General features: G+C 69.4%; 23 protein-coding genes. 13 read left to right on the forward strand and 10 right to left on the reverse strand.

From position 1 onward, the window contains the following. The first annotated feature begins 177 nt into the window (after positions 1-177). Positions 178-1,473 carry a TetR/AcrR family transcriptional regulator gene (locus tag EPO51_RS12220; protein WP_293350760.1) on the forward strand — a complete coding sequence of 432 codons (1,296 nt, stop codon included), beginning with the start codon at positions 178-180 and terminating at the stop codon, positions 1,471-1,473. Positions 1,474-1,551: 78 nt separating this feature from the next. Here EPO51_RS12220 and EPO51_RS12225 read toward each other — a convergent pair whose 3' ends face one another. Further along, complete coding sequence (locus EPO51_RS12225) at positions 1,552-2,307, reverse strand: SDR family NAD(P)-dependent oxidoreductase (RefSeq protein ID WP_293350763.1); 756 nt, start codon at positions 2,305-2,307, stop codon at positions 1,552-1,554. Between the two features lie 153 nt (positions 2,308-2,460). Between EPO51_RS12225 and EPO51_RS12230 the strand changes: the two genes are divergently transcribed. Then, positions 2,461-3,363, forward strand: a complete 903-nt coding sequence (locus tag EPO51_RS12230; protein WP_293350766.1) for a LysR substrate-binding domain-containing protein — start codon at positions 2,461-2,463, stop codon at positions 3,361-3,363. 121 nt (positions 3,364-3,484) lie between these two features. Further along, entirely contained in the window at positions 3,485-4,495 is a 1,011-nt protein-coding gene (locus EPO51_RS12235) for an AraC family transcriptional regulator (RefSeq protein ID WP_293350769.1), read from the forward strand. Here EPO51_RS12235 and EPO51_RS12240 read toward each other — a convergent pair. Next, entirely contained in the window at positions 4,482-6,014 is a 1,533-nt protein-coding gene (locus EPO51_RS12240; RefSeq protein WP_293350772.1) for a tannase/feruloyl esterase family alpha/beta hydrolase, read from the reverse strand. The two genes, EPO51_RS12235 and EPO51_RS12240, sit on opposite strands and share 14 nt — an antisense overlap. Before the next feature lie 125 nt (positions 6,015-6,139). Then, positions 6,140-8,341, reverse strand: coding sequence for a TonB-dependent receptor (locus EPO51_RS12245; protein WP_293350774.1), 2,202 nt, complete (start codon positions 8,339-8,341; stop codon positions 6,140-6,142). A 335-nt stretch (positions 8,342-8,676) separates the two neighbouring features. Here EPO51_RS12245 and EPO51_RS12250 point away from each other — a divergent pair, with 335 nt between their 5' ends. From EPO51_RS12250 to EPO51_RS12280, 7 genes are all read left to right on the forward strand, one after another. Next, on the forward strand, positions 8,677-8,910 hold the full coding sequence (locus EPO51_RS12250; protein WP_293350777.1) for a hypothetical protein: 234 nt from the start codon (positions 8,677-8,679) through the stop codon (positions 8,908-8,910). After that, positions 8,907-10,202, forward strand: coding sequence for a TetR/AcrR family transcriptional regulator (locus EPO51_RS12255; protein WP_293350779.1), 1,296 nt, complete (start codon positions 8,907-8,909; stop codon positions 10,200-10,202). The genes EPO51_RS12250 and EPO51_RS12255 overlap by 4 nt, the downstream gene beginning before the upstream one ends. Before the next feature lie 269 nt (positions 10,203-10,471). Beyond that, positions 10,472-11,308, forward strand: a complete 837-nt coding sequence (gene yghU, locus EPO51_RS12260) for a glutathione-dependent disulfide-bond oxidoreductase (RefSeq protein ID WP_293350781.1) — start codon at positions 10,472-10,474, stop codon at positions 11,306-11,308. Between the two features lie 23 nt (positions 11,309-11,331). Further along, positions 11,332-12,096: an SDR family oxidoreductase gene (locus EPO51_RS12265; protein ID WP_293350783.1), complete on the forward strand. Its 765-nt coding sequence runs from the start codon at positions 11,332-11,334 to the stop codon at positions 12,094-12,096. A gap of 131 nt (positions 12,097-12,227) precedes the next feature. Further along, a complete protein-coding gene (locus EPO51_RS12270; protein ID WP_293350785.1) occupies positions 12,228-13,445 on the forward strand; it encodes a serine hydrolase domain-containing protein in 1,218 nt (405 codons plus the stop codon). Positions 13,446-13,506: 61 nt separating this feature from the next. Beyond that, entirely contained in the window at positions 13,507-14,121 is a 615-nt protein-coding gene (locus EPO51_RS12275) for a glutathione S-transferase family protein (protein ID WP_293350788.1), read from the forward strand. A 138-nt stretch (positions 14,122-14,259) separates the two neighbouring features. Next, positions 14,260-16,485, forward strand: coding sequence for a TonB-dependent receptor (locus EPO51_RS12280; RefSeq protein ID WP_293350791.1), 2,226 nt, complete (start codon positions 14,260-14,262; stop codon positions 16,483-16,485). An 82-nt stretch (positions 16,486-16,567) separates the two neighbouring features. Here the strand turns inward: EPO51_RS12280 and EPO51_RS12285 are convergent, their stop codons facing one another. Then, a complete protein-coding gene (locus EPO51_RS12285) occupies positions 16,568-17,776 on the reverse strand; it encodes an AraC family transcriptional regulator ligand-binding domain-containing protein (RefSeq protein ID WP_293350794.1) in 1,209 nt (402 codons plus the stop codon). A 268-nt stretch (positions 17,777-18,044) separates the two neighbouring features. Continuing rightward, positions 18,045-18,284, reverse strand: a complete 240-nt coding sequence (locus EPO51_RS12290) for a hypothetical protein (protein ID WP_293350797.1) — start codon at positions 18,282-18,284, stop codon at positions 18,045-18,047. 269 nt (positions 18,285-18,553) lie between these two features. Between EPO51_RS12290 and EPO51_RS12295 the strand changes: the two genes are divergently transcribed. After that, positions 18,554-18,757 carry a hypothetical protein gene (locus EPO51_RS12295; RefSeq protein WP_293350800.1) on the forward strand — a complete coding sequence of 68 codons (204 nt, stop codon included), beginning with the start codon at positions 18,554-18,556 and terminating at the stop codon, positions 18,755-18,757. A 25-nt stretch (positions 18,758-18,782) separates the two neighbouring features. Here the strand turns inward: EPO51_RS12295 and EPO51_RS12300 are convergent, their stop codons facing one another. Beyond that, positions 18,783-19,604 carry a CBS domain-containing protein gene (locus EPO51_RS12300; protein ID WP_293350803.1) on the reverse strand — a complete coding sequence of 274 codons (822 nt, stop codon included), beginning with the start codon at positions 19,602-19,604 and terminating at the stop codon, positions 18,783-18,785. 217 nt (positions 19,605-19,821) lie between these two features. On the opposite strand from EPO51_RS12300, the gene EPO51_RS12305 reads away from it, so the two are divergent. Both EPO51_RS12305 and EPO51_RS12310 read left to right on the forward strand, forming a co-directional pair. Then, a complete protein-coding gene (locus tag EPO51_RS12305; protein ID WP_293350805.1) occupies positions 19,822-20,784 on the forward strand; it encodes an NAD-dependent epimerase/dehydratase family protein in 963 nt (320 codons plus the stop codon). A gap of 79 nt (positions 20,785-20,863) precedes the next feature. Then, positions 20,864-21,394, forward strand: a complete 531-nt coding sequence (locus tag EPO51_RS12310) for a hemerythrin domain-containing protein (protein ID WP_293350808.1) — start codon at positions 20,864-20,866, stop codon at positions 21,392-21,394. Positions 21,395-21,432: 38 nt separating this feature from the next. On the opposite strand, the gene EPO51_RS12315 is transcribed toward EPO51_RS12310, so the two are convergent. The 4 genes from EPO51_RS12315 to EPO51_RS12330 all read right to left on the reverse strand — a co-directional run bounded on the left by EPO51_RS12315 (position 21,433) and on the right by EPO51_RS12330 (position 26,366). After that, a complete protein-coding gene (locus EPO51_RS12315; protein ID WP_293350811.1) occupies positions 21,433-21,831 on the reverse strand; it encodes a response regulator in 399 nt (132 codons plus the stop codon). A gap of 214 nt (positions 21,832-22,045) precedes the next feature. Next, positions 22,046-23,935, reverse strand: a complete 1,890-nt coding sequence (locus tag EPO51_RS12320; RefSeq protein WP_293350814.1) for a PAS domain-containing protein — start codon at positions 23,933-23,935, stop codon at positions 22,046-22,048. A gap of 232 nt (positions 23,936-24,167) precedes the next feature. Next, positions 24,168-24,971, reverse strand: coding sequence for a potassium channel family protein (locus EPO51_RS12325; RefSeq protein WP_293350817.1), 804 nt, complete (start codon positions 24,969-24,971; stop codon positions 24,168-24,170). A gap of 27 nt (positions 24,972-24,998) precedes the next feature. Further along, positions 24,999-26,366 carry an FAD/NAD(P)-binding protein gene (locus EPO51_RS12330; RefSeq protein ID WP_293350820.1) on the reverse strand — a complete coding sequence of 456 codons (1,368 nt, stop codon included), beginning with the start codon at positions 26,364-26,366 and terminating at the stop codon, positions 24,999-25,001. Positions 26,367-26,420: the final 54 nt, after the last annotated feature.

Genomic DNA, 26,420 nt, shown 5'->3' on the forward strand with positions numbered 1-26,420 from the left:
CGTACGACGACGAATTTCTGTCAAGCCGCACTATTTCCGAGGCGCGGACACAGACCGGAGCCCTCGATCGCCGCTCGGAGCTAGGAGATCCGAGACTTCGCCTACGGATGCGTACCCAACGTCCTGCGGATGCCGAATGGCTTGGCGAAGGGCGCGCTTCGCCGTTATGTGGCCGGCATGGGGCGACGCACTGTCTCGGAAGATGACCTGGCCCGTCCGCCGGAGGCGCCGCCGCTGCGCGCGCGGTTCGAGGCCCTGCTCGACGAGGCGGCGCGCCAGTTCAACGACCATGGCGTCCTCCTGACCTCGCTCCCCGACATCGCCGACGGACTCGAGCTCTCCCGGGCGGCGCTCTACTACTACGTCGATGACCGGGAGGACCTCGTCTTCAAGGTCTACCGGCGGTCCGTCGAGGTGCTGGCCCGCAACCTCGAAGCGTCGGCGCAGACCGGCCAGACCGTGCTTGAGTCGATCAACGCCTTCGTCGCCGCGACCCTGTCGCCGGCAGCGCCCGAGATCGCCGCCCTGAACGAGATCGGCCTGCTGCGCGAGCCGGAACGGGCCACGATCCTGGCGCTCCACGCCGGGGTGATCGCGCGGCTCGGCGGCATCCTCGAGGGCGGGATCCGCGCGGGCGAGATACGGCGCTGCGACACCGACGTCGCGGCCCGCTGCATCGTCAGCATGGTCTACTGGCTGCCCCTCGCCCACCGATGGCGGGCTTGGCAGGCCCTGGACCGCCAGCGCCTCATCGCCTTGATCTGCGACCTCGTGGCCAACGGTGTCGCGGCGGATCGGCGCGAGATCCGCTCGCCGGTCCGCATGGACCTCACGCCGCTCCGGGCGGGCGAGACCGTCGCACTCGACCCGGCCGGGCTGCGCGAGGCGCGCCGGGAGACCATCCTCCGGACCGCATCGAGGCTGTTCGACGCCAAGGGCATCGACACCACCTCGCTCGAGGAGATCGCCGCGGCGCTCGGCACCAGCACGCGGACCCTCTACCGCAACGTGGGCGACAAGCCCTCCATCGTGAAGGCATGCTACGAGCGGGCCTTCCGCATCGCCCTCTACATCTCCGACGCCGCGGGGCTCCTCGACCTCTCGGCGGCCGAGGCCCTGGACGCGCAGCAACGGGCCCACGCGATCGCCCAGCAAGACCCCGCGATCGCCCCGCTTCGGCATGGCAGCGGGCTTGACGCCCTCGCGCCAGACGCCCGGGCCGTGGTCGACGACATGGCTGACCAACTGACGGTCGCGGCCCGCACGCGCATCCACCAGGCGCAGGCCGAGAACGAGATCCGCCGCCTGGACGCCGAGGAGTTTCTCGTGCTCGCCACCGGCCCCTCAGCCTGGCTCGCCAAGCCGTTCATCGAGACGACGCCCCAGCGCCGCATCGAGATCGCCGACGCCGTCGCAGACTTTGTGCGCCTTGGACTGACGGCGTTGGACGCCGGTTCCGAGCGCGGCCGCTGAACCAGGTTGATCTGTCCGCGGTGCGCCCGGAACGGTCGTCGGCCCACCGGGCCTCCATCGCCTGGCCGGGGCGCGCCGTCAGATGTTCTGGCCGCCCGAGACTTCGATCCGCTGCGCGTTGACCCAGCGGCTGTCCGGGCCCAGCAGGGTTGCGACCATCGGGCCGATGTCGTCAGGGGTCCCGACGCGGCCCAAGGCCGTCATGGCGGCGAAGGCGTCGTTGTAGGCCGGCGTGTCGCGCACCGCCCCGCCCAGGAAGTCGGTCTCTATGGCCCCCGGCGCGATGGCGTTCGCGGTGATGCCGCGCCCGCCCAGTTCCTTCGCCATATAGAGCGTCAGGACTTCGATGGCGCCCTTGGCGGCGGAGTAGGCCGAGAAGCCCGGATAGGTGACGCGGGTCAGGCCCGAAGAGAAGTTCACGATCCGCCCGCCGTCGGCCAGCAGCGGCAGCAGCGCCTGGGTGAGGAAGAACACGCCCTTCACATGAACGTCGAACAGCAGGTCGAACTGAGCCTCCGTTGTCTCCGCGAAGGCGGTCATCTCACCGTGGCCGGCGTTGTTCACGAGGTGGTCGAAGCGGTCGCGCCCCCACGTCCCCGTCAACACTGAGCGCACACGGTCGACGAACGCTGGGAATTCCGTGAGGTCCCCGACATCCAGCTGCAGCGCCACGGCCTTCCGGCCGAGCGCCTGGATCTCGGAGACGACGGCCTGCGCGCCGTCGGCGCCGCTCCGGTAGGTGAGGATGACGTCGCCGCCGTGGCGCGCGATGCTGAGGGCGGTGTTGCGGCCGAGTCCGCGGCTGGCGCCGGTCACGATCGAGATGGTGGTCATGGTGTGCTCCTTTGGTCACGAAGGCCTCCGCCACCGGGCGCCATGCCCGCGCGGCAGACATTCGTCTTCGACGCCCGTCTAGCTACAGAGGGGTGTGGGCCCGAAGAACGACCTTGTTTCTTTGGCAGCCATGCCTCACAGGCATGGATCGCCATGGAACTTCGCCATCTCAGGTACTTCGTTGCGGTCGCTGAGGAGGGCAGCCTCACCGTCGCGGCCGAGAAGCGGCTGCACACCGCCCAACCCTCGCTGAGCCGGCAGCTCCGCGATCTGGAGCACGAGGTGGGCGCCCAGCTTTTCGTCCGTAACTCCCGCGGCGTCGAACTCACGCCGGCGGGGCAGGCCTTCCTTGAGCACGCCCGGCTGTCGCTGCATCAGGCGGGCGAGGCGGTGGCCGCCGCCCGGCGCGCGGCGCGGCCTCCGAAGACCAGCTTCTCGGTGGGCTTCCTGACGGGCCAGGAGGTGGAGTGGCTGCGGCGCCTGACGGACCTGCTGCAGGACCAGCTGAAGGACATCGACCTCCGGGTCTCGAGCGACTTCTCGCCGCATGTGGCCGACGCGGTGGCGCGGGGCGACATCGATCTCGGATTCTCGCGGATCGAGCCCAAGCCCGAGGTCAGCTACAAGGTCATCGCCCACGAGCCGATCGTCGCGATCCTGCCTCGCGATCATCCGCTGGCCGCCCAGGCCGCGATCGATCCACGCGACCTCGATCCGCGCGCCTTCATCGGGTACTCGGACACGCCGCACGTACTGCGGGACGTCGTCGACCGATACCTGCGCGACCGCGGCGTCGCCGTCTCACCCACGCATTTCCTGGATGGGTTCGCGACGGGCATATCGCTCGTGGCCTCGACCGGAGGGGTCACCCTGCTGCCGGCCTATGTGGAGCCTCTGCTGCCGACGTCGGTCGTCAGCCGGCAGCTCACCGGCAACGCGCCCGTCATCGAGGTGGCGGCAGGCTATCGCGCCGACAACCCCTCGCCGGTCCTGAAGTTCTTCCTGGAAAACATCGACCAGCTCATCGCCGCCCGATCCGCGGGCGCTCCGCGCTGACCTTTGCTGCGCACAGCATGGAGGTCCGCGGCGGGCTATGACGGGTCGGGGCGCCCCAACGTGGCGCCCATCGCGTTGACGCGGCGCATCCGATTCTGTCCTGTGGTGCGCGGAGGCGCGAATGACCATCCCGATCGAATGGGTGCACAGGCGCTTTGAGTCGCAGAATGGAGGTCTGTTCGACGATCTCCTGCGGCGGACTGGCGTCGCGCCCGGGGCCGAGTTCCTCACGCGGGCGGAAAACACGCTCCTGATGCTTCACAGCATCATGGCGCTTCGCGATGAGGGCCATGCCCTCGGCAGCCGCCGCTTGCCGCCGGGTTTCGCCTCGGTCGGGCTTCGGGTGATGGGCAGCGCGCGCACGCTGGGCGCGGGCCTGGAGGCGCTCAGCCGATATTTCGCGGTGGCGAACGCGACCTTCCAACTCGACCTGAGCATCCACGGGGACGAGGCGGAAATCATCCTCCGTGCGACGGGCCCCGACCGGGTCCAGGCCGCCTTGCTGGAGGACATTTGGCTGGCGCCCCTCAACGCGTTCATGGCCTGGCACATCCGTGACCGGACGCCGGTGATTTCCATCACGACCGCGTGCCCGGACCATCCCAGCCTCGGCGGACGCCATTTCTGGGACAGCACGCCGGTCGTCGCGAACGGACGCACGGCGCTGCGCCTGCCGACCGCGTGCCTGGCCCTCGAGCGTCGCGCCGCCTCGTTCGAGGAACCGTTGTGGGACGCCTTACGGTTTTCGCTAAGCGACGATCGCGAGCCCGCCACGCTCTTGGATGGCGCGCCGATCGACGCCCACACGCCACGACAGGCCTTCATGATCCTGCCGCATCTCGGCGCGCGCCAGGCCCGCCGGCGGGTGCGAAAAGCCACCGGCGCCAGCTTCCGCGACCTGCGGGCCGAAGCGATCGTCGGGCGGGCCCGTGACCTCCTGTCGGAGACCGATCGCTCGGTGTCGGACATCGCCGCGGAGCTCGGCTACGCCGAGGAGCGCAGCTTCCGCCGCTTCCTGCGCGGGCGCACCGGCCTGTCCCCGAGCGCCATCCGAGCCGAGGGCAAGTCCGACGCACGCCTGACCGCTGTGCATCGTCAGATCCACGACCTCACGCGCATCATGGACGCGTAGGCGGAACTGCCCCGCGCCCCTGCCGCGACACGGCCGGGGCCGCACATGTGAAGCTCCCGGCCTGGCGGGGGTCGCCGATCCCGCGATACTGGATCCAGGTCGGAAAGGCGCAAAGCGGGCGTTGGCCCCGGGCCGTCGGAGATCCATCCTCGATGGTCAGGCCGTCCGGCGCCGTCCCGGCTTCGCGCCAGACATCGAGCGCCGCCAGCGGGTCCCAGATCGGCTCAAAGGCGCTGAGTCCCCCCGGTCCATGACCATAGCCCGGGATCGTGAAGAACCGCGCCGAGCGCACCAGGCGCGCCTTGCCGTTCAGGGCCTCGAGCCGGCGCCAGTACTCGTCGGTGGACCAGGGACTGACGATGGCGTCGGCGAGACCGTGGACGACGATCAGCTTGCCGCCGTGGGCGGTGAAGTCCGACAGGTCGATGGGCGGCGCGTCGAGGCTGCGAGCCGCGGCATCGAGAGCCGGAGCCAGGTCGCCGGGCGCCGTCGGATCGACCTTCAGCGCGTTCAGAGCAGGATCGCGCGCCGCGACGAAGCGCAGGAAGCCGTCCCAGAAGTGGCCGATGATCGGCATCTCGGGCACGGGCGGCGACACCGGCGCGGTCTGCCCAAGTTGCTGCGCGCCCCGAAGGTCGGCGCCCTGCAGGACGGGCCAGCCCGGATAGGCGCGCTCGCCCGACCGGCGATAGGCGAAGCGGACTGGCGAGGCGTAGCGGCGAAGGGCGGCGATCTGCGGCGGACTCAGACACGGGTGGGTCGCCGCGGCGGGCCCGCAGGCGATCGGCGCCAGGTCCGCCCGGCATGCGTCGGGATTGGAAACCAGCCGATCGGCGAGACCATCGAGCGCGTCGCACTGCGTCATCACCGTCTCGAAGAGCAGCGCCTGCAGGTCTGGCCCCACATAGGCGCCGGGCTTGGCAAAGCCGTGCATGACATGGCCGAACGCCAGGGCCGCTGTCCCTCCGTTCCAGAAGGGATACAGGGCGATGGCGCCGTCGAAGTCGCGCGGCCAGCGCGAGACGGCCACCAGGGCTTCGCGACCGCCGTTCGAGCCGCCTGCGAAATAGACGCTCTCCGCCTCGCGCCCATAGTAGGCCCGCGTGAGCGCCAGGCTGGCGTCGCGGGTCTTCTTGATCGCATCCCCGGCATAGTTCCGGAACGCCTCCTCGTTCAGCGCGAACTCGGCGTCGACGGCCGGGATCGGCGCGGAGGCGCTGTTCGACTGGTGACCGCTATCGCTGCCGAACACCACATAGCCGCGCTGCAGCGGGGTTGGCACCTTGTCGGCGGGCAGATCGAAGAGCGGGCCATCGGTGACCGGCATGACGCCATCGAAGCCGCCCCCGCCCAGCATGAGCGCCTTGCCGTTCCACGCGCTTGGCAGCGAGAGCGAGACGCGGATTTCAGGCGCATCTCCGATCGGCCGGATCGCCGCCTCGACCTTGCAATGGCCAGCGTCGCCGCCAGGCCGCCCCTCGACCGCTGCGGTGACGACGTAAGCACCGCGCGTCGGCAAGCCGATCGCCGAGGCCGGCGCGTTCCACCCCTTCAAGGCCGAACAGGCAGCGACGCCGGGCGTCTCCGCACATGCGGCCGAGGCGGCCAAAAGCCCCGCCACGGCGCCCAACACCCATGCTCGCATCAGAAGCGCGCCTTGAGCTCGGCGCCCACCTGCCGCGGCGCCCCGAACGAGCCGTCGCGGCTGCCGAAGCCATCCACCGCGAGCATGGACGTCCAGTAGCCCTTGTTGAACAGATTGGTCGCGAACAGGCGGACGCTGTAGGCGTCGTCCGGAGCGTCCCAGATGACGTTGGCGTCCACGACGGCGAAGGCGGACTGGCTCTCGGCCGGATCGTTGAACTCCCGGAAATAGAGCTTGGACCGATAGGCCACGTCGCCCCGCACCGTGAGCTGACCCCAGTCCTCGCGGCCCGTCATGTACTGCGCGCCGACGCCGCCCGAATACTTCGGGGCGTTCGGCAGGCGGTTGCCCCGCACATTCTGGGCGCCGAGGCTCGGGTTCAATGAGTCGACGCTGGTGAAGTCCAGGAACTTGGCGTCCAGGATCGACGCGTTGGCGTTGAAGCTCCAGTGCTCGACCGGAGCCCAGTTCGCTTCGACCTCGACGCCCTTCAGCCGGGCGGACGCCGCATTGGTGATGCGGCCGGCGATGCCCACCACCTGGGTGAGCTGGAAGTCGCTGTAGTCGTACCAGAAGGCCGAGGCGTTCAGGCGCAGGGTGCGGCCCAGCAGCTCGCTCTTGAAGCCCGCCTCATACGACTTGATGTACTCCGGCGCGAAGGCGTTGTTGCACCCGGAGTTGTTCACACCGCCAGCCTTGAAGCCCTTCGACACCGTCGCGAAGGTGTTGACGTTGCCGCTGACCTCGTACTGCGCGCCGGCCCGATAGGTGACGCCGTCGTACATCAGGTCGTCCACCTGCCGCGGGCAGGTGTTGAGCGTGGTGGCTCCCGTCACAAGGCTGCCGATGTAGTTGCGATGCACGACATCGATGTCGTCGCGCGAGTAGCGCAGGCCGCCGATCAGCTTCAGGCGCTCGGTGATTTTCACGGTCGCGTCGGCGAACGCGGCCCGCGACACCGTCTTGGCTTCCGGCATGTCCTGCACCAGGAACGAGTTCCGCGGCAGCGGGGCGAAACCGAGCGGGAAAGCGTAGAAGGTGACGATCGAGAGCTTGTCGCGCGCGTAGTAGGCTCCGGCCACCCAGTCGACCGGACCCGTCGCGCCGCCCAGGTTGAACTCCTGGGAGAAAGTCGTCGCGTGCTCGTCGGCGTGGGACTCCACGATCGTCAGGTCCACCCCGTCGCGGTCCATGTCGAACTGGTTGTCGTAGCGCTGGAAGGCGGTGATCGACTTCACCTGTAGCGCCTCCCCCTGCCAGGTCAGGGTGTTGCTGATCTGCTCGATGTTGCGCGCGCTACCGGTGACGCCAAGGGCGCTGGTCCGCAGCTTCTTGGTCGGCACGATCGCCGCCGCGATGAACGGGTTGAGCGCCAAGCCGGTGGCGTTGGGCCGGGTCGACGGCACATAGTAGTCGGCCGCCCCGCTGGCATGGATCGCGCTGAAGGCCAGATCGTTGGTCAGGCCCGGCGCGATGTCGACGCTGACCCGCAGGCGCGCCGCCGTCGTCGACAGCGTGTCGAGGTCCGGTCCGCCGGCGATATTCTTCACGAAGCCGTCGCTCCGCTTGTTGCGGTCGATGACCAGGCGGGCGCGGACGCGATCTCCCACCGGCGCGTTCAGCACCCCCTGGAGGTGGTATTCGTCGTAGGTCGCATAGCTGGCCAGCACCTGGCCGCCGAAGTCGGACTTCGGCGCGACGCTGAGGAAGTTGATGGCTCCGGCGTTGGCGTTGCGGCCATACAGCGTACCCTGTGGCCCGCGCAGCAGCTCGACCCGGTCCAGGTCGGCCTGGGCCAGCACCATGCTGGGGCTGCGCGGCTGGTAGACGCCATCGATGTTCACCGCCACCGAGGGCGCGCCGGTGGTCGTCGAGCGGCCGACGCCGCGGATCGCGATCTGGGTGGTGCCCAGACTGCGGCCGAACGTGACGTTGGGCACTGCGAACTGCAGGGTGGAGACGTCGTCGATGCCGCGGTTGGCCAGCGCCGCGCCACTCAGGGCGGTGATGGCGGCGGGCACGTCCTGGACCGATTCCGACCGTCGCTGCGCCGTCACGACCAACTCTTCGAGCTGGGCCCCCTGGTTGGGCTGAGAAGGTTCGGCGCCCTGTTGCGCCAGAGCGGCGCCGGAAAGGGCGCTGCTTCCGAACAGGACCGCGAGGCCAGGGATCACACACTGGCGGCGCTGCTTATGAATCATCTGAATTTCCCCCTCGGTATTGTTTGTTGAGGGGGACATCTGCGGAGAAACTGCGGACGCGGGGAGGTCCGGTTCGGACATCCGCGGGCGCCGTTCCGGTCGCAGGCGAATGTCGCGCGCGCCCGCCCTCCACGCGCCGGGCTGCCGGCGCCTCGCACCGGCGACCACGCGGCGGCGGGTGTGAAAGGAAGCAAGGCACGCACACCGGCCCTTGTCACCCAAGCGGAAGGCCTCTATCCGGCCCTTCGGCATAAACGGTACAGAAACACAAAAACTGGCGCCGGTGGCGGCCGCGGGCTGTCCGCCACCGAGGCTCATCGAGAAGGCCTAAGTCCATGATCAACCTGAACGACCGCGTCGCGCTGATGATGAGCCGCGCCCATGCGGAACGCCTGGCCCTGGTGGCGGAGGCCGAAGAGATCGCGGCGCGTTGGGCCGACTTGGCCGACACCACGGACCAGATCTTACCCCGGCAGGGCTGGGAGCAGAGCGCGCTCGAGCTCCGGAAGGCGGGCCTGTCCGGTCCGGCGTCGGCAGTTGTCGCAGGCTGGCGGCTGGGGGAGATGTGAAGAGCGTCGCGATCGAAAGACCTGTCCGCGGTCGTGCGCCGAAGCAGATGCGCTCGGAGCGCACGCGGCGCGCCATTACCGACGCGGTCATCGAGATCCTGGCGACGTCCGGTGCCGCGAACCTCACCCACCGGCAGGTCGCGAAGGCCTCCGGCGCGAGCCTGTCCGCCACAACCTATTACTTCGCCACCAAGGACGACCTCATCGCGGCGGCGTCAAACGACCTGCTTGCGGGGTACCTCGGCGACTTCGACCGCGTCATCCGCGCCCTCCGCGACGGTGGTCCGGACAGCCTGCCTCAGCGCGTCGTCCAGGTCATCGCCCTCGGCGTGAGCCGGCGCCGGACACGGACGCTGGCGTGGTGTGAGATCATGCTCGAAGGCGCACGCCACGTGCAGGCGCGCGTCCATGTGCGAGCCTGGTTCGAGCGACTGCATGAGCTTTGGGCGCAAGTCGCGCGTCTCTGCGGCGTGAGATCGGACGACGCCGCGACGGTGGCCACGGGGGCGATCGACCTCATCGTCGGCGGGCTGTTCTACGGATTGGCCCTGGATCTGGACGCCACCCAGGCCCGCAGCGCCTTCATCGGCGGCCTCGCGCCCCACCTGGACCTGGCGCGGGTGTCCGCCGCCGCCCCCGAACCCGCCCTCTCGCGGAAATCCGCCCAGACGCGCGAGCGCCTGCTCGCCGCCGCCGCCCGACTCGTCTCGACGTCTGGCGTGGGCGCCCTGACGTTGCGCGCGGTGGCTGCGGAGGCGGGGCTCTCGCCGGCGGCGCCGTCCTACCATTTCGCGTCGCCGCAGGCCTTGGCCGTGGCCGCGCAGCAGGCGCTTCTCCTGCGGTCACGCGAACGCTACCGGGCGGCCATGTCGCGCCCGCGCGATATCGTCGGCCATGCCGATCTCGCCGACCTCACCTCCATCATCCATGAGCGCGAGTTGACGGAGTTTGGGACGGAGAACATCGCGGGACTGTCGACCTGGCTCGAGACGGCGCGGCGTCCGGAGTTGCGGTCACCGCTCGTTCGCGCCGTGGATGTCCTGTCGGCAGGTTGGGCCCGCGCCTTCACACGTCTCCCCCCCGAGGCAGGCGCCGCCGCCGGGGCCATGGCGCAGTACCTCTTCGTCGGTTCGATGGTGCGCACCCTGGCGTGCGGCGCGACCGCCGCCGACCTGGCGGCGCTGCGGTCCGCCATGCGTGCGGACGTGGCCGCCCTGGCCCACGGTCGCCATTGGATGCAGACACCCGGCCTCCAAGGCGCCCCCGTCTCCCCCGGGCCGCGGCGCGTTTAACGGCTCTGCCACGAGGGGAGGCAGCGGGGTCGAAGCCAAGGGCCAGCCCGTTGCCGCTCTGCCGGCGCCTATCGTGCGCCGGGTACGCGGAAGCCCGCGTCGATGACGAGGCGCGGTCCGGTGGCGTCGCGCGCCCTTGCCGCGTGGGCTCTGCGAATCCGTCCCCGTCCCATGGCGAACCTGTCCTCCCCCGAACGTCCGACAGCGGCGATAGACGCCGACTTGCGACGCCGGCCAGCGCGCCGCCGGGCGCGGGAGGAGCGAGACAGATGTCCGATGGATCCGACTACACCCCGCCCAAGGTGTGGCGATGGGAAAGGCAGAATGGCGGACGCTTCGCCAGCATCAACCGGCCGCTCGCTGGCTCGACCCACGAGCAGGCCCTTCCCCTCGGCACGCACCCGTTCCAGCTGTATTCACGCGGCACGCCCAACGGCATCAAGGTGACGGTGCTGTTCGAGGAGCTGCTCGCCCTTGGAAAGCCCGCCGAATATGACGCCTGGATGATCGACATCGGCCAGGGCGAGCAGTTCGGTTCGGGCTTCGTCGATCTCAACCCCAACTCGAAGATTCCGGCGCTGCTGGACCGCTCGGACCCTGCCAGACCGATCCGCGTCTTCGAGAGCGGATCGATCCTGCTCCACCTGGCCGAAAGGTTCGACGCCTTCCTGCCTGCTTATCAGCCGATGCGGGCCGAGACCCTCTCGTGGCTGATGTGGCAGATGGGCGCCACGCCCTATCTGGGCGGCGGCTTCGGCCACTTCTACGCCTACGCGCCGACCAAGATCGAATACGCCATCGACCGCTTCGCCATGGAGGTGAAACGGCAGCTGGACGTCCTGGACCGCCGGTTGGCCGAGAGCGAGTACCTGGCCGGCGATGAATACACCATCGCCGACATCGCGGTCTGGCCCTGGCACGGCCTGCTGACCACGGACGGCGGCTACGACTCCTACGTGTTCCTGGACGTCGAGAGCTACAAACATGTGCGGCGCTGGACGCACCAGATCGCCGGACGGCCGGCGGTGCGGCGCGGCCGCGTGGTGAACAAGGATCTGGCCGAGCGCCACGCGGCGGGCGATATCGATGCCTTGCTCTGCGGTTGAGCAGGTGAGGGCGCGAACGAAAAATGAACCTTGAAGACAAGATCGTCGTGGTCACCGGCGCGGCCAGCGGGATCGGGCGGGCGCTTTGCGTGCGTTTCGAGGCGGAAGGGGCAAAGGCCATCGTCTGTGCCGACCGCGACCACGCGGGCGCGAAGGCGACGGCGGAGATGTGCGGCGGCCGGGCCTTTATGACCGATGTCTCCAGGGAAGCCGACATCCGGGCGTTGATCGAGACGGTGGAAGCCGAGATCGGGCCGATCGACCTGTTCTGTTCCAACGCCGGTATCGGTGTGGGCGGCGGGACCGAGACGCCCGACGTCGACTGGCAGCGGATATGGGACATCAACGTCATGGCCCACGTCTGGGCTGCGCGGCATCTGACGCCCCTGATGGCCGCCCGCGGCGGCGGCTATCTGATGAACACGTCCTCCGCGGCGGGCCTGCTCAGCCAGATCGGCTCGGCGCCCTACGCGGTGACCAAGCACGCCGCGGTGGGTCTGGCGGAGTGGCTGGCCATCACTCACGGCGACCAAGGCATCAAGGTCAGCGTGCTGTGCCCGCAGGCGGTGAAGACGGCGATGACCGCCGGCAACCCGGACGGCGTCGCCGCGATCGACGGGATGATGGAGCCGGAGTTCCTGGCGGACGTGGTCGTGCAGTCGCTGGAGAAGGAGGAGTTCCTGATCCTGCCGCACCCCGAGGTGCTGACATACATGCGCAACAAGACCGCCGACTACGACCGCTGGATCGGCGGCATGCGCAAGCTGAACCGCCGGTTCGCGGGCTAGGTCCGCGCGGACCCGCGCCCGAAGGTGCGAGCCCCGGGACGGGAAAAGCGGTCCCCCCTGACGCCGGAGGTGTCCTCGACGGCCTACGGAGGCGTCCCTAGGCCATCCTCTCAAATCAAGGGAGGGAAGCGATGGCGGCTCAGGGCATCACGATCCACGGGACCTGCGCGCCCCAGTTCGCCGAGGTGAGGGCGGAGTTCGAGCGCAACTTCACGGACCGCGGCGAGCTCGGCGCGTCGGTCGCCATCTGCCTCGACGGCGCGCCGGTGGTCGACCTTTGGGCCGGCCAGGCGGATGAGGGCGGCGAATGCCCCTGGGAGGAGGACACCCTCGCGGTCGTCTTCTCGACCAGCAAGGGCCTGGCGGCGATGTGCCTGCACGTCCTGGCCGATCGCGGAGCCGTGGATTTCGACGCACCCGTGGCCAAGTACTGGCCGCAGTTCGCCGCCAACGGAAAGGCCGGCGTCACCGTCGGAATGGTGATGAGCCATCAGGCGGGCCTGCCCTTCTGGATGGAGCCGCTCCCGGACGGCGCGCTGCTGGACTGGGAGCCGCCGACCGAGATGCTCGCCCGGTCGACGCCGATCTGGGAGCCGGGAACCGCCCATGGCTATCATGCGATGACGCTCGGCAATCTCGAGGGGGAGATCGTCCGGCGCGTCACCGGCATGTCCCTGGGTCGGTTCTTCCGCCAGGAGGTCGCCGAACCGCTGGGCGCCGACGCCTGGTTCGGCCTGCCGCCGTCAGAGGAACCGCGGGTCGCCACTCTGTACCTGCCGGACGCCAGCCCGAACTCGCCGATGGGCAAGAAGCTGGAGGTCGAACCGGACTGGGTGGGTCACATGCTGTGGAACAATGGCGGCGACACCGCCCCGGCGATGATCAATTCGGTCGAACGTCACGCCGCGGAAATCCCGGCGGCCGGCGCGATCACCAACGCGCGGGCCCTGGCGCGGCTCTACGCTCCCCTGTCGCGCGACGGCTCGGTGGACGGTGTGAAGCTGGTCTCTCCACAGGCCCTGCCCTACATGCGCCGAGTCCGGTCCGCCTCGGGTTGCGACACGGTCCTGAGGATCCCCACAGCCTTCACCCTGGGCTTCTCGAAATCGTGGGGCGATCGCCGCCTGGGCCCGGGCGAGCACGTGATCATCGGCGAGCAGGCCTTCGGCACGCCGGGCTTCGGCGGCAGCATCGGCTTCGCCGACGGCGAGGCCAAGATGTCGTTCGGCTACGTCATGAACCGTCTCGGCGGCGGCGTGGGCCTGAACGACCGCGCCCAGAGCATGATCGACGCCGCCTATCGCGCCTGCGGATACCGGGACTCCGCGCCCGGCATGTGGGTGCGCTGAGCCTCGACGCGCCCGCCGCGGATCCGCCCACCCTCCCCTCCCGCCGTCATGAGGTGACGAGATGCATCTGTACGATTCCCCGATGCCCGCCCCCAATCCGCGTCGCGTACGCACCTACCTGGCGGAGAAGGGATTGAGCCTTCCGACCACCATCATCGACCTCGCCAAGGGCGAGCATCGGACGGCCGAATACCGCGCCATCAATCCGCTCGGCCGATCGCCGGCGCTCCGGCTGGACGATGGTCGCGTCGTCGTCGAAAGCGTGGCGATCTGCCGGTACATCGAACACTTCCACCCGGACCCCCCGATGTTCGGCGTCGACCCTTTCAATACGGCGGAGATCGAGGCGCTGATCCGGCGCATCGAACTGCGCCTGCAGCGCGCCATCACCATGGTCTGGCTGCACACCCACGAGTGGAACGCCCCCCATGTGAAGCCGCAGTTCAAGGCGTTCGGCGAGAGCCAGAAGGGCGAGGCCCTGATCGTCATGAGGGAATTCGACGAACTCCTGGCCGGGCGCGAGTGGCTCGACGGCCAGCGCTACACCATGGCCGACGTCGTACTGCTGTCCTACATCGACTGGGCGGCGTTCGTGGGCGTCGCGTACCCCGCCGACTTCCGCAATCTACGGGCTTGGCACGCCCGCGCCTCCGCGCGCCCCAGCGCCGCGGCCTGAACCGCCGGAAAGAACTGTCCCTCCGGTCGGCCCAAGGTGTCCTCGACCCGATCCGCCGACTTTGAGAGTCAGGGCGACAATAGCCGAAGCCTCACGCGATCGGCCAAGCGGGCGCACAAGCCCTAGGGGAGGGGAAAGATGAAGTCCAAGCTAGAGGTTGGGGTTTCGCTGTCCGCGCTTGCCGGGGTGATCGCCTCGTTCACGGCGGCGGCTCCGGCCCGGGCCGAGGAGACTCCGCAGGCCACGACGACGGCGCAGGTCGAAGAGGTCATCGTCACGGCGGTTCGTCGGGAAACCTCGCTGCAGCGGACGGCCGAAGCGGTGTCCGTGCTGAATGGCGCGACGCAGCGGGAGCGCGGCGAGCAGCGGCTCGAGAACCTGCAGACCAACGTGCCGAACGTCAGCTTCAGCTCGACCAGCAACACGTCGCAGCTCTACGTCCGCGGCATCGGCAACACGTTCATCATCGCCGGCGGCGACCCTGGCGTGGCCATGTACCAGGACGGCGCCTATGTGTCGGACACCACCTCGAACAACACCAGCATGTTCGACGTGGCGCGGGTCGAGGTGCTGCGGGGACCACAGGGCGCCCTCTATGGGCGGAACGCCGTGGGCGGCGCGATCAACATCATCTCCGCGGCGCCGACAAGCAGCTGGCAGGGTCGGATCGACGGCGTGGTCGGTGACGACGGTCGCCGCGAAAGCGAGGGATACGTCTCCGGACCGCTCGGCGTCGCCGACACGGACGTACGGCTCTCCTATCAGCTGCGCGCTCTGGACGGCTACACGAAGAACCTCCTGAAAGGCCAGCCGGGAGCGCCGGGCCGGCTCGACGACCTCAAGTCCCAGGCCATCCGCTTCCAGACCCTCACCAGGCTGCCGACCGCGGGCGAACTCCGCGTCATCGCAAGCTACTTCCACGAGTCCGACAACGGCGCCGCGCTTGGGGTCAAGCCGACGCCGGGCTTCCTGTATCCGGCCGAGGCCATCTTCGGGGCCACGCCGGCGGCCGATCCGCGCCGGACCCAGGCCAATGTCGGCTCCAACAAGCTCGAGGTGGCGTCCTTCAACGCGTCATACGTCCAGCCGGTGGGAGACAACGTCCTGACGGTCCTCGGCGCCTACCGTGACGCCGAGCAGACCTACCTCAACGACTGCGACGGGACGAGCGCCCTGGCCTGCAGCTACTACCGGCACACAACCAGCCAGGACTACTATGGCGACATCCATCTCGCCTCTTCCGACGACAGCCGCCTGCGCTGGCTCGTCGGCGCGACCTACCTGCAGTTCAATCAATCTCAGCTGAACCAGGTGAGCTTCCTGAGCCGCCTGCCCTACTTCGTACCAGGGGCGGCGGCCAATCTGCCGTTCCCGGTCAACACCGCGGTCGGCGGACGGGTCCGCACCGAGGCGTTGGCCGCCTACGCCGATGTTCGTTACGCGCTCAACGACATCTGGGCGGTGACCGGCCAGATCCGGTATGGCGAGACCGACAAGCGCGCGCTCGAGAATTCGGTCTTCCCGGAGTTCGGGGTCTTCCTCTACGGCGTCCCGACCAACGCGGACACCAACAGCACCCCGTTCCGCGTCGGGATCGAGGGTCAGCTCAAGCCGAACCTCTTCGTCTACGCAAAGTACGGCACCGCCGTGAAGGACGCCGCCATCAACCTGGGGGCGGCGCAGGCCGCCCCGGTGCGGTCGGAGGAGGTGAAGAGCGCGGAGTTCGGTTGGAAGTCGTCCTGGCTGGAACAGCGTCTGCAGATCAACGGGGCTCTCTTCCACAGCAACTACACCCAGCTTCAGATCTCCCAGCTCGTCGACATCCAGGTCGGCCTGGCGAACGCCCCCAAGGCGCGCATCCAGGGGGCCGAGCTGGAGATCGTCGCGGCGCCCGCAGCGGGCCTGCGCCTAACCCTGAACGGCGGCTACCTGAAGCCCACGTTCCGGAAGTTCACCAATGGCCGCACCATCCCCGGGCCGGTCGGATCACCGGTTGAGAACCTGCGCGGCAACGACCTGCCCTACGTACCGCGTTGGACTGTGAACCTCGGCTTCAACTACAGCGCCCCGCCCATCGCGGGCCTCACGCCGGGCTTCGACGTGCAGTACGCATGGCGCGACCGCGTCTACTTCAGCGAGTTCAACGACAAGGGCAACTCGCAGAAGCCGGTCGGCCTGCTGAACATCGCCGCCTCTCTGGCTCCGGAAAACGGCCCGTGGCGGGTCTACGGCTTCGTGCACAACGTAACGGACGAGACCGTCATCAGCGGGACCACCGTGTACGCCGGCATCCTCGGCGCGGAAAAGGCCGTGAGCTACACACCGCCGCGCAACTTCGGAATCGGCGTCGCCCTGACCTTCTAGCGCGGGCGCCTCCCCGTCGTGCTCGCGCCTCGGCCCCTTCGCCGGAAGGGGCCGTTCCTTGTGCGGGCCGGCCGCGGGCCGACTACGCCATCAGGGCCATTTCGCTGCGCAGGTTCTGCACAAGGGCCGCGTTTACGGGAGAGGTCGGGCAGGCCACAGGCCTTCTCATCTCACCCAGGCTCATGCCGGTCGCGCCCTTGAGGGCTCGGCGAAGGCTGCGCGCGTCCGAGTAGCCGAGGCCGAAGGCCATATCGTCGGCCGTGACCTGAGCCTCGATATAGGGGCGTACCCGCTCGACGAGGGCGCCGCGCCGAAGGCGCCGATACGACGATCCCTCGGCGAACAGCGCGGCGCGGAGCGCCCGCGGCTGCAGGCCGATCACGGCGCAACAGTCCTGCAAGGCGAGGTCCTCGGAGAGCAGGGCCTCGTAGACGAGCGCGCTGATCTCCCCCTTAAGCGTGGGGTCGACCTCGCCTCCGAGGCCAGGCCCGAAACAGCCGAGCCAATGCAGCGCCGCGTCCAGAGGCCCCTTCTCCGAGAACACGGCCTTGGAGGGCAGATCGAGATAGGAGGCCGGGAAGGTCATCTGAGTGATCCGCCCCAGCACCACAGGCGCGCCGAGGTAGGGGTGGCGGGCCCCGAGACGGGGATGGTGGACCGACGTGGTGCTGAACTCGCTCAGCGGCAGGAAGAAGTCGAGGTAGCAGGAGAACAGCATGTGGAGATGGGTCGCCATCATCTCCTCGACCACCGTGGTGAGGTCGCTGAGCTCGCTGTCCGCCCGAATGCGAATGATCGCCTTGCGTTCGTCCCGCGCCAGTTCGGCGTGGCAGAACCCGCCGGCGATCTCATAGAAGCGGAACAGAGAGCCGATGGCCGTCCCCAGATTCGCCCCTGTGCCCAGAAGCTTGACGCCCAGGGCGGCGGTGCCCCGGCGCATGCGCGCCTGGGTGGCGCCATGCATCTCGTCATCCACCGCGTTGATGACGCGTACGCACATCAAGAGGTACTCTGCTGGGCTGATGGGCGTTTCCGGCCCGATCGACGCTCCACCGGCGTTAATGCCAAGCTGCAGGAGCTGACCCTCGATGTCGATGCCGCGTGAAGCGGATGCGAGGGCGGTCTGCCCAATCCACCCGAATGGAATGCTGGTCAGCGGGCGCTCCTCCGCGCCGAGGCAACGCAACATGGCTTCCTCCAAATTTTGAGCATTAGTACTGATTTTTTGCCAATGGAGTCCAGCGCTGGCGCCGCCGCGTCGCACCCACGTGCCGGAACGCCGGATCGACATCAGGGCGATCCAGGTGCTGCGGTCCGGCCTTAGGGCTTCGGGGCGATCCGATCAGGGATGGGCATTGGCCATGGCGGTCGAGGCCTGCCCGCCCAGGTCAACGTGGATGTTGGGCGCGCGCAGGTGACGATCGGGAATGGCCCCCCGGCGGGACGCCGGACGCCCGCGAACCAGGACCGCGCTCAAGCTGCCGGGGCGGGGTCCGCCGTTACACCGGCCCATGGCGTCTCGCGACCCGCTTCGCCAGGCCTTGAGTTCACGGCCCGGTCTAGGCGCCCAGCCGCGAGAGCAGCAGGCGGAGGCGAGCTTCGAGGCTGTCGGCCGGCGGGCTGCCCCGCAGCCAGGCGTCGGCGGCCTCGATCTCGCGTCGGGCCGCCGGTGGCCAGTCGTCGGCGTGCCGAAGCTCGGAGAGCACCGCCTGGGCGCGGCGCCGGGGATCGGGCGCCGACGCGAAGGTTCGGACCAGCTTGCGCGCATCGACAAGGGCCTGCTGGCGGCTACCGGACATCATGTCTTTCTGGCTTTGCTTGAGATGCGGGCGCCGCGCCTCGGGCAGAGGCATACTGTCCCGCAAGCTCCCTGCACAAGAGCTGCCGCCCCCCAAAGGGGAGCCGCAACGGATTTGCGATGACGATCAAACGAGGCGCCCGCGGAGAAGCACGATCCGCTGGAGGGACATTTGCGCCGCCGGAAAGTCCATGGGGGATCGCGAATTGAGCTGGGGATCAACCGAGACTGCAGCTTGGCGGATGGGGCATCCTCGCGCATGCTGCCGCGATGACCGCTCGCTTCGTCATCAGGCCCGACCCCGCAGGCCATAGCGTCATCGACATCTGGACGGGCGACGTGGCGGTGGTTGCGATGGCCGCCCAGTCGGGCCTCCCCGCGACCGACGCCGAACACATCGCCCAGCTGCTCAATCAACGTGCAGCCGCCGCGGACCGGCGGGGCGTCGCGGAACCTCCCGCAGCGCACCGCTGATTCGCGGCGAAGGTCCGGGCGCGGGTCAGTGCGCCGTCTGCGAATGCTGCCCGCCGGGCCGCGAGATGCCGCTCAGGGCCTCACCCGCAGGCCTGGCATGGCTGTCGGCCAGGTCGCCCAGCGAGACGATTCCCACCAACCGCTTCTCGTGGTTGAGCACCGGCATCCGGCGCAACTGGAGGTCGCCCATGTTGCTCAGGACGTCGTCGACCTCCTGGTCGTCGAAGCAGTATTTCACCTCGGCGTTCATCACCTCCGAGACCTTGGCGTCGGGCCCCTTGCCCTCGGCCACGGCGCGGATGGCGATGTCGCGGTCGGTGATCATCCCGACCAGCCGGTCGTTCGAGCTGACCGGCAGGACGCCGGCGTCCAGCCGCGCCATGAGGCGGGCGGCGTGGGCGATGGTGTCGTCGGGATCCGCGAGCTGGACGTCGCGGGTCATGCATTCGCTGATCTTCATCTGATCCTCCGCTGCAGGGGTTTCAGGTTCGGGGCCCGGCCGGCCGGGCCCTGCCGCGCCGGCGATCGGGAAAAGGGTCGGCCACAGCTGGTTGGCGTCGAGCCGCGCGGCGGCGCTGGCCGCCTCGAGGGCCTGGCGGACCTGGCCGCGCACCAGCGTGAGCTGGGCCTGGATGAGGTCGTCCAGGGCCTTGGAATCCGCCAGGGTGGCGACGGCCTTTCCCGCCACCTCGGCCCAGCCGAGCGCGAGCTGCGCCTGCTGCGCACAGAGGGTGACGATGCTCCAGGCGGTCTCCGAAGCGGCCTGCTGCGCCGGGACCAGGGCGGCGAAGTCGGCGCGGAACGGCGCCACGGCTCCATCCGGCGGCGGATCGTTGCTGACGGACATCTCCGTGCCTTCCATGGCTGGCGAAGCCCCCTCGGAACGCGTCCGGGCGCGCCCTCCCGCGGAGCGCGTGGACCCGACTGGTGAACCCTTCGCCGGCCGGGCGGGTTCACGGTCGCGCAAGCACATTGCGGTGAGCGGGCCACTCCCGGACCGGCCCATGGCGCGGAGCCCGTTGCTCGTCTAGATAGCGGCCACGTCCGCCCGACTCGAGGGTCCCATGCGCGTCCTTCTCACCGGATCGTCAGGCTGGCTCGGCCGCTTTCTCGCCCCGCGGCTCCGGGCGGCCGGGCACGCCGTGATCGGGCTGGATATCGCGCCCGGGGTCGACACCCACGTCGTGGGCTCGGTCGCCCATCGATCGACCGTCGAGCGGGTGTTTCAAGATCACGGCGTCGAGGCCGTCGTCCACGCGGGCGCGCTGCACAAGCCGGACATCGCCAGGTTTCCAACCCAGGCCTTCGTCGACGTCAACGTGACCGGCACGCTCAACCTGCTGGAGGCGGCCGTCGCGGCGAGGCACGACCGCTTCGTCTTCACCTCGACCACGTCGCTGATGATCTCGCAGGTCATCCGGGCCGAAGCCGGCGCCACGGCCGCCTGGCTGGACGAGACGACCGGCCCGCTGGCGCCACGCAACATCTACGGCGTCACAAAGCTCGCCGCCGAGGGCCTGTGCCGCCTGCATCACTTGGAGCACGGACTGAACCTCGTCGTGCTCCGCACCGCGCGCTTCTTCCCGGAAGAGGACGATACGCACCGTGACCTGTCCGGGGCGAACCTCAAGGCGAACGAGTTCCTGAACCGACGTCTCACGGTGGAGGACGCGGCCGACGCCCATGTGGTCGCGCTCGAGCGCGCGCCGTCGGTCGGCTTCGGCCTGTACGTCCTCGCGGCCCCGACCCCCTTCGCGCGGTCGGACGCCGAGGCGCTCAAGCGGGATGCGGCCGGGGTGGTGGCCCGCTACTTCCCCGAGGCCCCGGAGCTCTATGCCCGGCAGGGCTGGCGGCTGCCGGTCAGCCTCGGGCGCGTGTACGACGCCAGCTTGGCCGAACAGGCGCTCGGCTTCCGCTGCCGGACCGATTTCCGCACGGTGCTGGACGCGCTCCACACGGGCGATCCGCTGCCGTTCGCGCACGACCCGGCCTATGAGTCCCCTTCGGCCACGGCGGCGTCGGGCTAGCCGCCACTGTCGTCCCTCCGACTCAGGAACCGCCTTCGTTCCACGGTGTTTGCAGCAGCTGATCACCCTGGAGGGACACATGGCCACGACCGCGAAATCCACATCCACGAAGTCCGCCAAGGCGCGCCGCACGCGCCGCACCGGCCGCCGCGACCCGCTGGCGGTGAGCCTGCTGAAGAAGGACCACCGCGAGGTGGAAGGCTGGTTCGACGAGTACGAACAGCTTGAGGACGAGCGCGAAAAGCTGGCCCTCTTCAACCAGATCGCGCTGGCCCTGAAGGTCCACACCACGATCGAGGAAGAGATCTTCTATCCGGAGGAGCGCGGCGACGTGGAGGACGACATGCTCGACGAGGCCTACGTCGAACATGACGGAGCCAAGAAGCTGATCGCCGAGATCGAGGCGATGAAGCCCTCGGACGAGTACTACGACGCCAAGGTCAAGGTGCTGGGCGAGTACATCAAGCACCACGTGAAGGAAGAGGAGCAGCCGGGCGGCATCTTCGCCCAGGCCAAGAAGGGCGACGAGGACCTCGACGCCATGGGCGAGCGCATGAAGGCCCGCAAGGAAGAGCTGATGGCGCAGATGGGCGCGGCCAAGCCGAACTGATCGTGCGGGCGGCGCTTCGGCGCCGCCGGCCATCATCGTCAGGCGGGTGGCGAACCGCCTCGTCCGGCCGCGGATAGCGCGGCCGTAAGCATCCGCTCCAGCGCGCCCGCCTCATAGGGCTTGGCCAGCACGGGGACGTGCGAGAAGGCCTCGGCGACGCCGGCCACGCCATAGCCGGTGGCGAAGATGAAGGGGATGCCGCGGTCCGCCAGCACCTGGGCCACGGGAAAGACCTTCTCCCCGCCCAGGTTGACGTCGAGAATCGCGCCGTCGAGGGCCAGGGCGTCGTCGGCGGCCAGCGCCAGGCCGCGCGAAACGCTGCCGGCCACGTCGGCGACGACACAGCCGAACTCGGCCAGCATATCCTCCACCATCATGGCGACCAGCGTCTCATCCTCGACGAGCAAAAGGCGCAATCCGGACAGGGCGGCGATCATCGGGTCAGGCGGCGAACTGGATCGGGGAGGAAGGCGAAAGGTACATGTGGCGATTTAACCCGCCAGGGGTGAACGCCAGTTCAATGCGGCCGTCGAATTCCCAGGCCAGACCCTGAAATTCAAGCGCTCGCCATCTCGGCGACCTTGGCCCATTCATCCTGGGCGGATGGGCCTTCGCGGCCACGCCTCGCGCGGGCGAACGCCGGCCGGACGATCAGCCGGTCGCGGCGTCGAAGGACTCGGCGTCATCGATGGCCAGCACCTCGTTCATCGCCTCCAGCAGGCCGGCCAGGGTGACGGGCTTCTCCAGGTGGCGGTCGGCGCCGGCCGCGTGGCTGGCGGCCACATGTTCGGGCAGGGCGTTGGCGGTGAGCATGATCAGCGGGACCGGCCGTCGGCCGGCGGCGGCCTGGGTCTCGCGGATGCGGCGGGTGGCCTCCAGGCCGTCCATCACCGGCATCTGCATGTCCATCAGCACGATGTCGAAGATGTCGTTCCCCAGCGCCATCAGCGCCTCGGCCCCGTTCTCGACGCTGACCACCTCGGCCAGGTCCTCCAGCATCAGCTCGATGACCTTGCGGTTGGTGGGGTGGTCGTCGGCCAGCAGCACGCGCAGGGAGCGGTCCGGCGTCTCGGCCAGCGCAGGTTCCTCGGCCTCTTCCGTCATCTCGGCCGGGACCAGGGGCAGGTCGAACCAGAACGTGGCGCCCTCGCCTTCGCGCCCTTCGGCGTCCAGGCTGCCGCCCATCAGCTGAGTCAGCTCCCGGCTGATGGTCATCCCCAGGCCCGTGCCGCCGAACCGCCGGGTGATCGAGCCGTCCGCCTGGTGGAAACGGCCGAACAGCTGCTCCTTCATCTCCGGCTTGAAGCCGATACCGGTGTCACGGACGGTCACCCGCACGCCGCCGTCGGGCCGCATTTCGACCGCCACCGTGACCGAGCCGCGCTCGGTGAACTTCACCGCGTTCGACAACAGGTTCAGCAGCACCTGGCGGATCCGATAAGGATCGCCGTGGAAGGCGCGGTCGACGTCGGCCGCGATCTCCACCTTGACCGCCACGCCCTTCTCGTCGGCCTGCAGCTTGGCCAGGGCCGCGGTGGTGCGGACCAGCTCGCCGAGCTGGAAGTTCGTGGCCTCGATCGCGATCCGGCCGGCCTCGATGCGGGCCAGGTCCAGGATGTCGGTGAGCAGGCGCTCCAGCGTCGCGCCGGACGAGGCGATGATCTTCACCAACTCGCGGGCCCGGGGGTCCAGGTCGGCGCGAGCCAGCATGTCCGCCCCGGCGACGATGCCGTTCAGCGGGGTGCGGATCTCGTGGCTCATGTTGGCCAGGAATTCGCTCTTGGCGCGGTTGGCCTGCTCGGCCTCGGCAAGCGCGCTTCGCAGCGCCACGCCGGCCTCGCGCCGCTCGGTGACGTCCTCGCCCAGAGTCACCAGGTGCAGCGGCTGGTCGCCGTCGTAGGTGGCGAACTTCTTGGTGGTGAAATAGCGCACGCCGTCACGGGTGGTGATCGGCTCTTCCTCGGAGATGCGGGTGGCGCGCGAGGCGATCACCGCGGCGTCCTCCTCGGCGAAGCCACGCGCCTCGTTCTGTGGGAACAGCTGGTAGGCGTCCTTGCCGATCGTCTCTGCGCTGGAGAGCCCGAACGCCGCTTCGGCCGCCTCGTTGATCAGGACATAGCGTCCGTCGCGGGCGCTCTTGGCCAGGATCGGGTTGGGCAGCAGTCGGACCAGCGTCTCGAGGAAGGCCTCGGACTCCATGGCGCTGGAAATGTCCCGCGAGACCGCCAGCAGCCGGACCACCTGGCCCGCGCCGTCGCGAACCGGCGTGACGACGGTGTCGAGCCACAGGCGCTTGCCACCGTGGGAGAGGCAGACGCCGCGGAACTTGCCGACCTTGCCCGCCGCGGCCTGGGCGATGGCGTCCTGCATCGGGGCCCGGGTCTCGGGCGGCCACATGAGCGCCCACGAACGGCCGCGGACACGGTCCAGGTCCAGTTCGACGAGCGCCAGGCCCGCCGGATTGACATGAAGGATCTCGCCCGAGACGGAGAGCACGCGGGCGCACTCCGGCCACGCGTCCAGAACGGACGTCAGGTCCACCGACCCGCCCAACGCCGATGGTTGCGCCGCTTCCCCCGCCACCAATTGCCCCCTGCCCCCGCAGATGCGTGTCTAGGTTGTGATTGGGGCATGAAATTCTAAAGGCTTTGACAAAATTCTGTCGTACTCGCGCCCGCAGGGCCTCAACCCGGCAGGACATTACCTATTTCGGGCCAGCAGCGGGCCGGGCTGGCCGCGCAGCGTCGACAACCCGACGCCCCCTCGTTCGGGCCTACTCCTCGTTCGGGATGTTCAGCAGCCCGCCGCAAGCTTTGCAGTGTACGGCGTCCGGATCGTGGCGCATCAGGCCGCAGGCCTCGCAGGTGAAGCGCACCTTGTACGGCCGGATCAGGGTCTGGGCGAACCGCACGAAGAGGGTGATGCCGCTGATCATGATCACGATCGTCAGCAGGCGGCCCCAGACGCCCGGCAGGGTGATGTCGCCGAACCCGGTCGTCGTCAGCGTCGTCACCGTGAAGTAGAGCGCATCCACATAGCCGTCGATGCCGGGATGGTTGCGCGCGAAGCCGGCGTAGACGAAGCCCGTGGTGACGAAGACGAAGGTGACCAGGGTCGCCAGGGCCTTGGAGATGTCCTCCACCCGGGTGTCGTCATATCGCCGCCCGACGGTCGCCCAGAAGATCTCGCTGTGAAACAGCGACCAAAGCCGCAGCACCCGCAGGAACGCCAGGTTGAACAGCCACAGCGGAAACAGCAGGGTCATGAGGACGAAGAGGTCGATCCAGACGCTGAAGCGCCGGAAGAACGTCTTCACGCTGGTGTCGGCCAACGCCTTCGCGCCCAGCTCCAGCGCCAGGACGAAGGCCACCGCGTAGTCCACGAACAGATAGGCCGGGAAGCCGCGCAGGAACGGCGCGGCGATGAAGAACGCGATCAGCAGCAGGTCGATGGCGATGACCCACAGGCGGAAGCGGACCGCTTGCGGCGAATCGCCGTGATAGAGCTCCCGCAGGCGCACGCGCAGCCGAGGCAGCTTACGCCGCCGGGCCAGGTCCTCGCTCACCGGGTTCGCCACGCCGTCTCCTGCACCTTGGAAGACAGGCTATCCGGCGGCGGCGAGATTGGACAGGACCGCGCGGGCCGCCTGCGCCGTCTGGTTGCGCAGGTCGGGGACGGCCAGCGCCTCCCAGACCGCGGCGCGGGTCAACGGCCCCACCGCGAACAGGCCGGCGGTCGGCTTGCCGTCGGCGCCCACCACCTGCAGCTCGTCGGTGACGTCGAGGCCCAGGCCCAGCGGATCGCGCCGGATCGCGCGCCGCCGGCGCAGGTCCGCCAGCAGGCCGGCCGCCGCGGTCTCCGGATCGCCGCGAGGGCCGGTGCAGTTGATCACCACGTCGAACCGCCAGTCGTGCGGCTTGGTCTCGCCGCGGCCGCGGATGCGGGCGTGGAAGCCCGCGCCGTCCCAGGACAGGCGTTCCAGCTTCCCCGCCGCCACGGTGAGCTCGCCCGACGCCGCCAGGCTCGCCACCCGCGTCGCCACGGCGGGCGCCATCCGGTGGCGATGCACCTCCCACCAGGGTCGCGCGTGGCGCAGGAACCGCCGCCGCTCGGCGGGCGGCCAGCCCCGCCAGATGTCCGCGGTGATCGGCCGGATGGCGTCGACCGCACCGCGCCAATCCGCGGATCTGGCCAGGCGGCGCAGTGTGCGCAGCGCCTCGACGGGCGTGGCGAAGCCGCCCTGCGGCGCCGCGGCCGGCCGCACGGCGCCGTGGCCACGCGACACCAGGCCGTGGCGGGAGACGGCCAGCAGCCGGCGTCCCTGCCCAGCCAGGCTCAGCGCCACGTCCACCATGGTCAGGCCCGAGCCCAGCAGCAGCACGTCGCCCTCGGGCGCGGTCGCCGGATCCAGCCGCCAGGGCTCGGCCACATAGCCGGCGGCGGCGTCCACGGTCTCGTCGGCGCCGGGCAGGGGCGCGGGCGGCAGCAGTCCCACGGCCAGCACGCAGGCGTCGGCCCGGAAAGCCCGCCCCAGCGCCAGCTCCACCCGCCAGCCGCCGTCCTGCGAGATCAGCGACACCGCCTCGTCGGCCTCCAGCAGGAGCCGGCCGGCCGCGTCCGGATCGACGATCTCCTCCCGCAGCAGGGCCTGCAGATAGTCGCCATACCGCGACCGGCTCACGAAGGCGTCGGGCCCGGCGGCCTCGCCCTCGGCCGCCAGCCATTCGACGAAATGGCCGGGCCGGTCGGGGAACGCGCTCATGTTGGCGGCGCGCACGTTCAGCACATGGTCGGCGTGCAAGGCGCTGTAGGCCCGGCCGCGGCCGAACCGCGGCGCACGCTCCACCAGCCGCACGACCACCGACGGGTCGCCCTGCAACAGATGGATCGCCGTCAGCAGGCCGCTGAAGCCTCCGCCGATCACCGCCACCACCGGCCGGCGGCCGGCGTCGTCCTTCTTGCGAGAAGCCATGCGGCCTTATGTCTACAAGAACACTAGGAATTCAACTCTTGAAACCCGCGCGCG

Source organism: Phenylobacterium sp. (assembly GCF_004297125.1).
Classification (GTDB): Bacteria; Pseudomonadota; Alphaproteobacteria; order Caulobacterales; family Caulobacteraceae; genus Phenylobacterium.

What these genes read in the sequence shown, in the direction of transcription:
- EPO51_RS12220 (WP_293350760.1), top strand. Translation starts at nt 178, where the DNA reads ATGGGGCGACGCACTGTCTCGGAAGATGACCTGGCCCGTCCGCCGGAG.
- EPO51_RS12225 (WP_293350763.1), bottom strand. Translation starts at nt 2,307, where the DNA reads ATGACCACCATCTCGATCGTGACCGGCGCCAGCCGCGGACTCGGCCGC.
- EPO51_RS12230 (WP_293350766.1), top strand. Translation starts at nt 2,461, where the DNA reads ATGGAACTTCGCCATCTCAGGTACTTCGTTGCGGTCGCTGAGGAGGGC.
- EPO51_RS12235 (WP_293350769.1), top strand. Translation starts at nt 3,485, where the DNA reads ATGACCATCCCGATCGAATGGGTGCACAGGCGCTTTGAGTCGCAGAAT.
- EPO51_RS12245 (WP_293350774.1), bottom strand. Translation starts at nt 8,341, where the DNA reads ATGATTCATAAGCAGCGCCGCCAGTGTGTGATCCCTGGCCTCGCGGTC.
- EPO51_RS12250 (WP_293350777.1), top strand. Translation starts at nt 8,677, where the DNA reads ATGATCAACCTGAACGACCGCGTCGCGCTGATGATGAGCCGCGCCCAT.
- yghU (WP_293350781.1), top strand. Translation starts at nt 10,472, where the DNA reads ATGTCCGATGGATCCGACTACACCCCGCCCAAGGTGTGGCGATGGGAA.
- EPO51_RS12265 (WP_293350783.1), top strand. Translation starts at nt 11,332, where the DNA reads ATGAACCTTGAAGACAAGATCGTCGTGGTCACCGGCGCGGCCAGCGGG.
- EPO51_RS12270 (WP_293350785.1), top strand. Translation starts at nt 12,228, where the DNA reads ATGGCGGCTCAGGGCATCACGATCCACGGGACCTGCGCGCCCCAGTTC.
- EPO51_RS12275 (WP_293350788.1), top strand. Translation starts at nt 13,507, where the DNA reads ATGCATCTGTACGATTCCCCGATGCCCGCCCCCAATCCGCGTCGCGTA.
- EPO51_RS12280 (WP_293350791.1), top strand. Translation starts at nt 14,260, where the DNA reads ATGAAGTCCAAGCTAGAGGTTGGGGTTTCGCTGTCCGCGCTTGCCGGG.
- EPO51_RS12285 (WP_293350794.1), bottom strand. Translation starts at nt 17,776, where the DNA reads ATGTCGATCCGGCGTTCCGGCACGTGGGTGCGACGCGGCGGCGCCAGC.
- EPO51_RS12290 (WP_293350797.1), bottom strand. Translation starts at nt 18,284, where the DNA reads ATGTCCGGTAGCCGCCAGCAGGCCCTTGTCGATGCGCGCAAGCTGGTC.
- EPO51_RS12295 (WP_293350800.1), top strand. Translation starts at nt 18,554, where the DNA reads ATGACCGCTCGCTTCGTCATCAGGCCCGACCCCGCAGGCCATAGCGTC.
- EPO51_RS12300 (WP_293350803.1), bottom strand. Translation starts at nt 19,604, where the DNA reads ATGTCCGTCAGCAACGATCCGCCGCCGGATGGAGCCGTGGCGCCGTTC.
- EPO51_RS12305 (WP_293350805.1), top strand. Translation starts at nt 19,822, where the DNA reads ATGCGCGTCCTTCTCACCGGATCGTCAGGCTGGCTCGGCCGCTTTCTC.
- EPO51_RS12310 (WP_293350808.1), top strand. Translation starts at nt 20,864, where the DNA reads ATGGCCACGACCGCGAAATCCACATCCACGAAGTCCGCCAAGGCGCGC.
- EPO51_RS12315 (WP_293350811.1), bottom strand. Translation starts at nt 21,831, where the DNA reads ATGATCGCCGCCCTGTCCGGATTGCGCCTTTTGCTCGTCGAGGATGAG.
- EPO51_RS12330 (WP_293350820.1), bottom strand. Translation starts at nt 26,366, where the DNA reads ATGGCTTCTCGCAAGAAGGACGACGCCGGCCGCCGGCCGGTGGTGGCG.